The organism is Candidatus Dadabacteria bacterium (assembly GCA_026705445.1).
Classification (GTDB): domain Bacteria; phylum Desulfobacterota_D; class UBA1144; order Nemesobacterales; family Nemesobacteraceae; genus Nemesobacter.
Genome location: JAPPAR010000007.1, coordinates 1 through 9,872 on the forward strand (window position 1 = coordinate 1; position 9,872 = coordinate 9,872).

Below are 9,872 nucleotides of genomic sequence, written 5' to 3' on the forward strand. Positions count from 1 at the left end.
CGATGACATTACCGATGAGGTTACACTCCCCAAATTCAAACCAGCTGGTTAAAAAAGCGGGGACGGTCAGTCATCGAGTTTTACAAGTATGTCGTCCCCGTCAATCTTTACCGGGTAGATCTCTAGGGGTTCGACCGCCGGAAGGCAAAGCACCTCTCCGGTTCTGACGTTGAACTCAGCCCCATGATAACAGCAGGTGATGCGTTCTCCGTCAAGGTCGCCGTCTGAAAGAGTAAAACACTGGTGGGTGCATTCATCCCGAAAGGCGTAGAAATTCCCCTCTACGCTGCATATGGCAATCGCATCTCCATCGATGAAAAAAGATTCCACTTCTCCTTCAGGTATGTCTGAAACCTTTGCTGCTTTCTTATAGTCGGACACAAACCTACCTCGCTTTGCCGTTTTCAAGCCTTTGTTCAAACCATTTCATGACCACGCTCTCAAGGGCTTCTCTCACGGAGTCAATTGACATATGCTCTAGGGTCTCGCCAGTAAAGGCCTGGAGCATTATGATTTTTGCCTGCCTTGCTGAGATTCCCCTTGAACGCAGGTAAAAAAGGGCTTCTTCATCCATCTGCCCGATCGTAGCGCCATGGGTGCACTTTACGTCGTCGTTGTATATTTCAAGCTGAGGCTTCGTGTCTATCTGGGCCGTGTCAGAGAGAAGAAGGTTCCTGTTGGTCTGCTTCGCATCTGTCTTCTCGGCGCCTTCGTGAACCAGGATCCTTCCGTGAAAAACCCCCTTTGAGCGACCATCAAGTACGCCGTTATAGAACTGGCGGCTGTCGCAATGAGGACTCGCGTGCTCAACCCGCATGAAGTTATCCATGTGCTGGCGTCCCTCGGATATGAAAAGGCCGTAAATGTCGGAGTTGCATCCTTCTCCGGCCAAAACGGGATGAACATTGTTCCTCACTATGGCCCCTCCGCAGAGAACCGAGTGAGAAGCGATGTTGCTGTTTTTCTGCTGATTTACCCTAAGTGTGGAGAAATTAAACGCCTTCTGGCTTTCAAACTCAAGTCTGTAGTGCTCAAGATTCGCGTTTTCTCCGCAGACAACTTCCGTGACCACATTTGAGAAATAGACGCTCTGGGATGCCGACACGTAATGTTCTATTACCTTGGCGACCGAACTTTGCCCGACTATGATGAGATTTCTCGGATTTATGAACAAAGGACGGCCTTCATCTGTCGATACGTGAAGAACGTGTACGGGTTGTTCGAAGACGGTTCCGTCGGGAACGTAAACAAACACTCCGTCTTCAAAATAGGACGTGTTAAGGGAAATAAACGCGTCTTTTTCATAATCTGCGTACCTCGCCAAGTGGTCCTTCACAAGATCGCCTTGCTCAGAGATTGCCTCCGACAGGCTTTTTACCAGTATTCCTTTCCCGGCATCTACAGTGTCTGAAAGGGAAGGAGCGAAACGACCGTTTACAAATACAAGCCTCGGGCAATCAAGCCCGGGAAACCCGTAGGAATCCACGGATTTTTTAGAAACCCCGGAGATTCCATTCTCGGCAATTGAAAAAGAACCTCTCCGAAGTGCCTCAAGATTGGTGAATCTCCACTCTTCGTCAGAAAGCGTCGGAAATCCAAGTTCAGCGAATCCTGAAATCGCCTCACGGCGAAGGGTGTTTACCCACTCGGGGGCATTTTTTTGCTCGCTATCGAGAAACTCAGAGAGTCTCTCGACGTAACTTTCGCGTGTACCGTCAAAAACAATAGCCATAGTATTATGCTCCTTGCAGGCTGCCCGAGACCTTAAAACCCGGCGTAACCTTTTTCCTCAAGCTCGTGGGCAAGTTCCTTTCCTCCCGATCTTACGATTTTTCCATCAACCATCACGTGGACAAAATCGGGAACTATATAGTTAAGAAGTCGCTGGTAATGGGTTATCACTATAAAGGAACGTCCAGAGTCCCTCATCGAATTCACCCCGTTTGCCACTATCTTGAGCGCATCTATGTCAAGACCGGAATCCGTCTCGTCAAGCACCGCCAGCGTCGGTTCGAGTATTTGCATCTGGAATATCTCGTTCCTTTTCTTCTCTCCACCCGAGAACCCCGTGTTCACGGACCTTTTAAGAAGATCCTCGTCAATACCGAGCGCTTTCATTTTCTCTCTGGCAAGCTTGCCGAACTCAACGTGCTTAAGCGGTTTTTCATCCCGGTACTCCCTTTTTGCATTAAGAGCCTCGCGAAGAAGATAAGTGTTCGCAACCCCCGGAATCTCTACGGGGTACTGGAAAGCCAGAAATATCCCTTCGCACGCCCTTTCCTCGGGCTCAAGATCGAGAAGATCCTTGCCCTGAAAAGTTACTTCCCCCTCGGTAACTTCGTAAGCTTCCTTACCTGCAAGAACCTGGGCAAGGGTGCTCTTTCCCGAACCGTTCGGGCCCATTATGGAGTGGACCTCCCCGGGCGCCACAGTAATGTTCATTCCTTTCAGTATTTCCTTGTCATCTACCTGCACATGCAGGTTTTTCACCTCGAGCATGTTTCGCTCCTCCTAAAAATCTTTTTTTCAGAATTACGGCGGAACCCTTATTAACCCACGCTTCCCTCAAGACTTACGCTCAACAGTTTTTCAGCTTCAACCGCGAACTCAAACGGCAACTCCTTGAAAACTTCCTTGCAGAAACCGTTTACTATGAGCGAAACCGCGTCTTCGGCGGAAAGCCCTCTCTGGCGACAGTAAAACATCTGGTCCTCACCTATTTTAGAGGTAGAAGCCTCGTGCTCCATGTGGGCCGTGGAGTTTCTGACCTCTATATATGGAAAAGTGTGTGCTCCGCAGCGGTCCCCTATAAGCATCGAGTCGCACTGCGTGTAATTTCTCGCCTTCTCGGCATTTTTACCAATTTCAACAAGTCCCCTGTATATGTTCTGCCCCTCGCCCGCGGAAATGCCCTTGGAAATAATCGTGCTGCTGGTGTTTTTTCCCACGTGAACCATCTTGGTTCCGGTGTCGGCCTGCTGGCGCCTGTTTGTAAGGGCAACGGAGTAAAACTCCCCGACCGAATTATCCCCTTCAAGAACGCAACTCGGGTATTTCCAGGTAATAGCGGAACCGGTTTCAACCTGCGTCCAGGAAATCCTTGAACTCCTGCCGACGCATCTTCCCCGTTTGGTTACGAAATTGTATATTCCGCCCTTGCCCTGCTTGTCTCCCGGGTACCAGTTCTGTATTGTCGAATACTTTATGGTGGCGTCATTATGGGCTATGAGTTCAACCACCGCGGCATGGAGCTGGTTTTGGTCTCTCTGCGGAGCTGTGCAACCCTCAAGATAGCTTACGTAGCTGCCCTCCTCGGCGATTATAAGAGTTCTTTCGAACTGTCCGGTGTTCTCGGCGTTTATACGGAAATAAGTAGAAAGCTCCATTGGGCACCTTACTCCCTTGGGAATATAGACGAAGGAACCGTCCGTAAAGACCGCGGAATTCAAAGCCGCATAGAAATTATCCCCGCGCGGCACGACCGAACCCAGATACTTGCGCACAAGATCGGGATATTCTTCCACCGCCTCGGATATAGAGCAGAAAATAACCCCTTCCTCGGCGAGTTTTTCCTTGAAAGTGGTAAAGACGGAAACGCTGTCGAAAACCGCGTCGACGGCGACGCCTGCCAGCATCTTCTGCTCCTCAAGCGGAATACCGAGCTTGTCGTAGGTCTCCTTTATCTCCGGGTCTATCTCGTCAAGGCTCTTCGGCCTGGGATTGCTTTTCGGCGCGGCGTAATAACTTATGTCGTTAAAATCTATTTCCGGATACCTTAGAAAAGCCCATCTAGGCTCTTTCATCTTCTTCCAGCGCTCATAAGCTCCGAGGCGCCATTCGAGAAGCCACTCAGGTTCATTCTTCTTGGAGGAGATCATCCTGATTATATTTTCGTTAAGCCCCTTGGGGGCAATCTCCTGCTCTACATCAGTTACGAATCCGTACTTGTATTCCTCCTGCGCGAGTTTTTCAAGGTCAACGCTCATTAAGAAATTATCCTCCTGTTAGTGACTTCTGCCGCCCCGAACTTCCTCCACCATGTCCCCGATAGTGGTATCTTCAAGAATCCTTATCATCGAAACCTTGAGCTTATCCCAGAGAGGGAGCTGCCCGCAGTTCTCATAAAGGGCACAGGGACCGTCTTCGTCCATGCAGTCGACTATCCTTATCTCTCCCTCTATGGCTTCGTATACCTCTCTCAGGCTGAGCTCGTACGGGGACTTGCGGAGCATGTATCCGCCCTCGGGTCCCACCTTCGACCTGAGTATCCCGCGATTAACGAGCCTTCTCATTACTTTAGCTAAGTAATTTTGCGGAATGTGCTGGGTCTCGGATATCTGCCTCATGCTGAACTTAAACCCCGGATTACCTCCCATATGGATAAGGCATCTGACGGCGTAATCAAGTGTTCTGCTTACCTGCATAACGTTATTCTATACTTTATATATCCATAAAATAGCTATCTAGATGGTAATCTTTACCATTATTTAGACAAAGTCAACCGGGGCGGAAAAGAAACTCTTTCCAGGATGATTTCAAGTCTCCTCAATCTATTCCTCCGTTGCGTTGCGGTCAAGGGGCAAAAACAGTCAGCAGAAGGAGGTCGCCCGCTCAAGCTGCCACCGTTAGCGGTGCGTATCCAAATACTTATCCCTGAGCTTTCTATATTCCGCTTCGGATAAACTTCTCGACCTGTCAAGAAATATGGCGACTGCCCAGATCGTCTCGTCTTCGTGCGTGGGTCCGTAAGCGGGCATTCCCGTCATCTTAACCCCGTTCTTGGTGACCCAGAAAATATCCTTAAGAGAGTATTCATTGAGTTCTTCGCTAGGAAATTTGGGAGGTTCGGGAAAAAGACCTTTGCCGATCGGTAAAGGCTCGACTCCGGGCGCTCCATGGCACTGAGCGCACATATGCTCATATTCCCTAAAACCCTTCACATAAATGTTCTCGTCATTGATGTCGTAGGGAATCTTTAGATTCGCAGAGTTTCTTTGTATCGATCTTTCGGTAACGCTGTGGAAGGCCATGCTTACAATGGCCGGATGCGGCTTTGTAGCCGAGACGTCGTAACGTCCGAGAACAAAATAAAGTCCGGCGCCTATTATCAAAACCGCTATCAGTAATTTTTTTCTTCTAAATACTTTTTCAATCATCGCTTACGCCTCTATAGGCAGATCCGCCCGAATTCACCTGCTCCGGTTCGCAGCTACCCGGATGAACAATCATGCTTTATGAAAGCAGGACCATCCATAAATGAGCAAAACAGGCAGCTTGTTAAAGGTAAGACAGGAGAATTTACCAGGATATTCTGGACAATCAATATCTATATTAGGAGTCGTTTGTCAAGCGGGCCAGAAAAAATATTTTGCCCCAAACAATATCCTTATTTCGGGAAAAGAAATTCCTGAATTGGAATCGAAGCGGAAAAAAGTTCGTCCGTCAGGAAGCTGTGGAACCGTAGATGAAAAGAAGCACTATTATTACGGCGACCCCGCCTACCATGGCCGCCACGTAATACCTGAGCAGGCCTGTCTGCAGCGCACTCAGGCGTCCTGATAAGTTCCTCACAAAATCGCTCAGCCCGTCAAGCGAGCTGTCTATAAAGGAGAGGTCAAAGTCAGAGCAAAGTCCCGAAATATAGTTAAACGGAGAGACAAAAACCGCCTCGTAGATCTCATCGACGTACCACTTGTTAAAGGACCCGCTTTTAAGCGCGGCAGCCGTTTTGCCCCCCGCCACAGCAGTTTCTCCACGCCTGCGGTAGTAGATCAAAACACCGGCTGCTATTCCCACAAACGCTGCCAGTACCGAAAATCCTACAAGGGTCCAGTGACCAAAATAGTGGGAGTAGGCATGTTCCGCTCCATAGTGTACTACCACTGAAGAAGAGAGGAACTTCTTAATAAGATCCGTGTAATGAAAACCCACGACCTCGCCCATGAATTCCGGCACGCCAAGAAGACCTCCAAAAACGGAGAGAACCGCGAGAATCGCGAGAGGTACGGTCATTACGGCCGGGGATTCGTGGACGCGGCTTTTCGTCTTGTAGTCCATCCTTGCTGTCCCCTCGAAGGTAAGCACGTAGAGTCTCGTCATGTAGAAAGCGGTAAGTACGGCCGTAAGGAGCCCCGCGGCCCAGAAAAACGTATGGCCGCCGTTATAAAGCGAAGCCAGGATTTCATCCTTGCTGAAAAACCCAGAGAGAAGAGGAAAGCCAGAAATGGCAAGCGTCGCCACCAGAAAAGTGACAGCCGTTACGGGAATCATCCCGCGAAGCCCCCCCATTTTCCTTATGTCCTGCTCTCCGGCCATGGCATGTATAACGCTTCCCGCCCCGAGGAATAGAAGCGCCTTGAAAAAGGCGTGGGTAACCAGATGAAATATCGAAAACACATAGGCCCCCGCCCCCGCAGCCATCAGCATGTAGCCCAGCTGACTTACGGTGGAGTATGCAAGCACCTTCTTTATGTCGTTCTGGGTGATAGCTATCGTGGCGGCGAAAAACGCGGTGAACGTAGCCACGATCAAAACGACGTTCAGAGCCACTGGACTCAGGTCAAAAAGCGGCGAGCAACGGCTTAACATGTAAACCCCGGCGGTAACCATTGTTGCGGCATGAATAAGGGCGCTCACTGCGGTCGGACCCGCCATCGCATCCGGAAGCCACACGTGAAGCGGGAACTGGGCCGATTTCCCGACAGCACCGACAAACAGAAGAAGCGCCATCGCGGTTATAAGCGACTGCGAAAGCCCGGAAACAAAAACCGGGTCGGCAAGCTGGGAGAAAACATCCTGATAGTTAAGAGATCCGAAAACGGTAAAAATGAGGAAGATGCCGAGGATAAACCCGAAATCCCCTATCCTGTTCACCACAAAAGCCTTTCTTCCCGCATAAACCCTAAACGAGTCTTCATACCAGAACCCTATAAGCAGATAGGATGCAAGGCCCACTCCCTCCCATCCGATAAACATCATGGGGAAGTTGTTTCCCAGAACCAGAACGAGCATGAAGAAAACGAAAATGTTCAGGTAAGTGAAATAGCGCGCGTAGCAGCGGTCGTGGTGCATGTAGCCAATCGAATAGACATGTATAAGAAATCCCACCCACGTTACTACAAGGGCCATTACGGCGGAGAGGGAATCAAAGAGAAACTCGAAGCTGACGTTAAGGGTGCCCGAGAGCATCCAGGTGAAAAGTTCGGTTGTAATCGGCTCGGCTCCCGCAGGGCTCTGCGAGAGAAGATCGAGGAAAAGACGCGTGGACAAAAGAGCGGAGACCAAGACAGCCGCACACGCCACTGTCCCGACAACCCTGTCACTTGTGTGTCTTCCAGTCCCGGTGAGCTTTGCGCAGAGTCCAGTGGCGAAGAAAAGCCCGTTGAAGATCGCCCCCGCAAGCGGCGCAAGAACTATGAGAGCAAGCACTCAGGTAAACCTCCGAGAATAAATTAACCCTTAAGCAGTTTCAGCAGATCGATATCAAGACTCTCTTTCTGCCTGTAAATCGAAACGACAAACGCAAGGCCGACCGCAACCTCGGCCGCCGCCACCGTTACTGACATCAGAACGAACACATGTCCCGTGGCGCCCTCGTAGAGCCTTGAGAAAACGACGAAAAGCAGGTTGCAGGAGTTAAGCATGAGCTCAAGGCACATAAGCACGATCAGTATGTTTTTTCTGGTAATTATCCCGTAAACCCCGATCGCGAAAAGCACGCAGGCCAAGACTACGTAGTGAGTGACCGCAATTTCCATCTTACGATTCCCTCCCCTTGGCTATGACCAGAACGCCCACCATGGCTATCACCACAAGAACCGAGGTAAGCTCAAACGCGAGCAGATAATCACTGAAAAGGGATCTTCCCACTTCGGCCACGGTGCCGAAATTCTCAGGGTCCCCAAGCTTCGGAAAAGCAACCGGAGAAGACGAGAAAAGCTTCGAGGCAAAAAATCCGACAACAACGATAAAGAGAAAAAGAAACGTCATCCTCTTCGGTATGTTCATACTGTCAAACCTGAGCTCGCTGTCCCTTATATTGAGGAACATGACGGTAAAAAGAAAAAGGACCATTATCGCCCCTGCGTAAATCAGTATTTGTATCGCCGCGATGAAATGGGCATGGAGTAGAACGAAAAGCACCGCGGTGGAAAAAAGAGTAAGAACAAGCGAAACAGCGCTTGAAACGGGATTTTTATGGCTCACGACCATAACGGCCCCGAGTACCGCAAGCGTAGAAAAAATATAAAAAAGGACAGTATGAGACAACGGGTTTTCCGGAAAAAGATTTGGCAATCAATTATAGTTATAATGCGGGCAGAGTCAAACCGGTCGAGGGGTTCTACCTGCTTCTGGAAACTCCCCTCTTCGAACAGTAACCACTCACGGGACAACGGCTGCAAAGAGGAGATAAGGGTCTGCAGATCTGCTGCCCGAGAGCGACCAGAAGAGAGTTATACTCTATCCAGTATTTGCGGGGCAGTTTTTCCTGAAGAGCCATTTCGGTTTCATAAGGATTTTTGGTATCCACGTAACCCCACCTGTTTGAAATCCTGTGCACGTGAATATCAACGCAGATAGAGGGTTTTCCGTACCCAAGAGAAAGAACCAGATTGGCAGTTTTTCTCCCGACCCCACGGAATTCTAAAAGCTCGTCAATACTGTCCGGAACCCGACCGTCATATTCGTCTATCAGCTTTTCACATATCCCGATGATGTTCTGTGCTTTTACCCTGTAGAAACCAACGGGATATATAAGGTCTCTTACCCTTTTTTCCCCGAGCTCCAGTATCGTATGCGGAGTTGAAGCTTCGCGGAAAAGCCTCGCGGAGGCCTCGGCCGTGGTTTCGTCCTTGGTTCTCAGGCTGAGTACGGTGGAAATAAGAACCCTGAAAGGACTTTTTGAGGAAACGGCCGTAAGCGTAACCACGGGAACGTTCCATCCGGCGGCCTCCTTTCTAAGCACTCCCAGTACCCTTCCGATGTTCTTACTCTCGAGTTTTACGGTCATATCAGTCGGAAGCGAGGCTTTACTGGATTCGGGAGTCTTCAGTGCCGCCGGCACACTTACCTGCTATATCCTCCCATTTCTGGAAAAACACCTTAAGTGCTAACTCGGCCTCGCCGAAGTTCGACAGTGATATAAGTTCCAAGATTCTTGCAACTTCCGGTACGCTGTTTTCATTTTTCAGCGTGTAGGGATGTATGTAATTGCAGATATCGCCGTAATTAAGCACCAGATAGCTTTGGGAATCGAACTGGACAAGCCATTTTCTAAGGTCTTCCAGACTTCGGTCAAGATTGCGCAGAAAAAGCTTAAGAGGATTAGCAGAGTCTTCGGACATTGTCTTTTCGATCTTTTCCCGCGAGGAGGCCAGTCTCCTTTTTGACTGCTCAAGGGTTGAGTTGTAATGAATTGAGTTAAAGCCCCAGTGGGTATAAAAATTTTTTCTCCCCTCCTCGGAAAAAAGAAGAAACCACTCAAACGGAACAATGTTTTCAGACGCAAAACAATTAAGGGAATCAGAAGTGGGCGCAACAAAGTAGTTGGCAGCTTCATCCTTCATGAAAAGACAGTCGGGCAGGTCTTCGTGGGGCAGATCAAGGTGGTCTGAAAGCGCCTGACGAAACGCGCTGTACTCATTGCCGAACCATATTCCGAAAGGAGAGGTAGGACCACCCCAGTAACGCTCATAAAACTTAAGATACTTGCTCCAGTACTCAGATTTTTCTCTGAAAGAATCCAGAGGCTCATATACTATAAGGGTACTGGAAGGCATCACTTATATTAGAAAACATGTTCAAGCAAAAATCAATTCAGGCAAAAAAAAGAGGAGGGATAACCGTTGCGGTCTCCCTCCTCTTTCTTACTC

11 protein-coding genes are annotated in these 9,872 nt (G+C 49.3%); all 11 read right to left on the minus strand.

Annotated features, from left to right (window positions below):
• Positions 1–66: 66 nt before the first annotated feature.
• The 11 genes from OXG75_01220 to OXG75_01270 all read right to left on the minus strand — a co-directional run bounded on the left by OXG75_01220 (position 67) and on the right by OXG75_01270 (position 9,779).
• Entirely contained in the window at positions 67–381 is a 315-nt protein-coding gene (locus OXG75_01220) for a non-heme iron oxygenase ferredoxin subunit (GenBank protein MCY3624612.1), read from the minus strand.
• A gap of 4 nt (positions 382–385) precedes the next feature.
• Positions 386–1,732: a Fe-S cluster assembly protein SufD gene (gene sufD, locus OXG75_01225; protein ID MCY3624613.1), complete on the minus strand. Its 1,347-nt coding sequence runs from the start codon at positions 1,730–1,732 to the stop codon at positions 386–388.
• 32 nt (positions 1,733–1,764) lie between these two features.
• Entirely contained in the window at positions 1,765–2,499 is a 735-nt protein-coding gene (gene sufC / locus OXG75_01230) for a Fe-S cluster assembly ATPase SufC (GenBank protein ID MCY3624614.1), read from the minus strand.
• A gap of 50 nt (positions 2,500–2,549) precedes the next feature.
• On the minus strand, positions 2,550–3,986 hold the full coding sequence (sufB, locus tag OXG75_01235; protein ID MCY3624615.1) for a Fe-S cluster assembly protein SufB: 1,437 nt from the start codon (positions 3,984–3,986) through the stop codon (positions 2,550–2,552).
• Positions 3,987–4,004: 18 nt separating this feature from the next.
• Positions 4,005–4,424 (minus strand): Rrf2 family transcriptional regulator, encoded by a 420-nt coding sequence (locus tag OXG75_01240; GenBank protein MCY3624616.1) that lies wholly within the window; start codon positions 4,422–4,424, stop codon positions 4,005–4,007.
• A gap of 201 nt (positions 4,425–4,625) precedes the next feature.
• Positions 4,626–5,156 carry a cytochrome c gene (locus OXG75_01245; protein MCY3624617.1) on the minus strand — a complete coding sequence of 177 codons (531 nt, stop codon included), beginning with the start codon at positions 5,154–5,156 and terminating at the stop codon, positions 4,626–4,628.
• A gap of 286 nt (positions 5,157–5,442) precedes the next feature.
• Positions 5,443–7,428, minus strand: coding sequence for an NADH-quinone oxidoreductase subunit L (nuoL, locus tag OXG75_01250; GenBank protein ID MCY3624618.1), 1,986 nt, complete (start codon positions 7,426–7,428; stop codon positions 5,443–5,445).
• Between the two features lie 23 nt (positions 7,429–7,451).
• A complete protein-coding gene (nuoK, locus tag OXG75_01255; GenBank protein MCY3624619.1) occupies positions 7,452–7,757 on the minus strand; it encodes an NADH-quinone oxidoreductase subunit NuoK in 306 nt (101 codons plus the stop codon).
• A 1-nt stretch (position 7,758) separates the two neighbouring features.
• Positions 7,759–8,268 carry an NADH-quinone oxidoreductase subunit J gene (locus OXG75_01260; protein MCY3624620.1) on the minus strand — a complete coding sequence of 170 codons (510 nt, stop codon included), beginning with the start codon at positions 8,266–8,268 and terminating at the stop codon, positions 7,759–7,761.
• Positions 8,269–8,341: 73 nt separating this feature from the next.
• Positions 8,342–9,010 carry an endonuclease III gene (locus tag OXG75_01265; GenBank protein MCY3624621.1) on the minus strand — a complete coding sequence of 223 codons (669 nt, stop codon included), beginning with the start codon at positions 9,008–9,010 and terminating at the stop codon, positions 8,342–8,344.
• Positions 9,011–9,029: 19 nt separating this feature from the next.
• Entirely contained in the window at positions 9,030–9,779 is a 750-nt protein-coding gene (locus OXG75_01270; GenBank protein ID MCY3624622.1) for a hypothetical protein, read from the minus strand.
• Positions 9,780–9,872: the final 93 nt, after the last annotated feature.

What these genes read in the sequence shown, in the direction of transcription:
- OXG75_01270 (MCY3624622.1), bottom strand. Translation starts at nt 9,779, where the DNA reads ATGCCTTCCAGTACCCTTATAGTATATGAGCCTCTGGATTCTTTCAGA.
- sufB (MCY3624615.1), bottom strand. Translation starts at nt 3,986, where the DNA reads ATGAGCGTTGACCTTGAAAAACTCGCGCAGGAGGAATACAAGTACGGA.
- sufD (MCY3624613.1), bottom strand. Translation starts at nt 1,732, where the DNA reads ATGGCTATTGTTTTTGACGGTACACGCGAAAGTTACGTCGAGAGACTC.
- sufC (MCY3624614.1), bottom strand. Translation starts at nt 2,499, where the DNA reads ATGCTCGAGGTGAAAAACCTGCATGTGCAGGTAGATGACAAGGAAATA.
- OXG75_01240 (MCY3624616.1), bottom strand. Translation starts at nt 4,424, where the DNA reads ATGCAGGTAAGCAGAACACTTGATTACGCCGTCAGATGCCTTATCCAT.
- OXG75_01245 (MCY3624617.1), bottom strand. Translation starts at nt 5,156, where the DNA reads ATGATTGAAAAAGTATTTAGAAGAAAAAAATTACTGATAGCGGTTTTG.
- nuoK (MCY3624619.1), bottom strand. Translation starts at nt 7,757, where the DNA reads ATGGAAATTGCGGTCACTCACTACGTAGTCTTGGCCTGCGTGCTTTTC.
- OXG75_01265 (MCY3624621.1), bottom strand. Translation starts at nt 9,010, where the DNA reads ATGACCGTAAAACTCGAGAGTAAGAACATCGGAAGGGTACTGGGAGTG.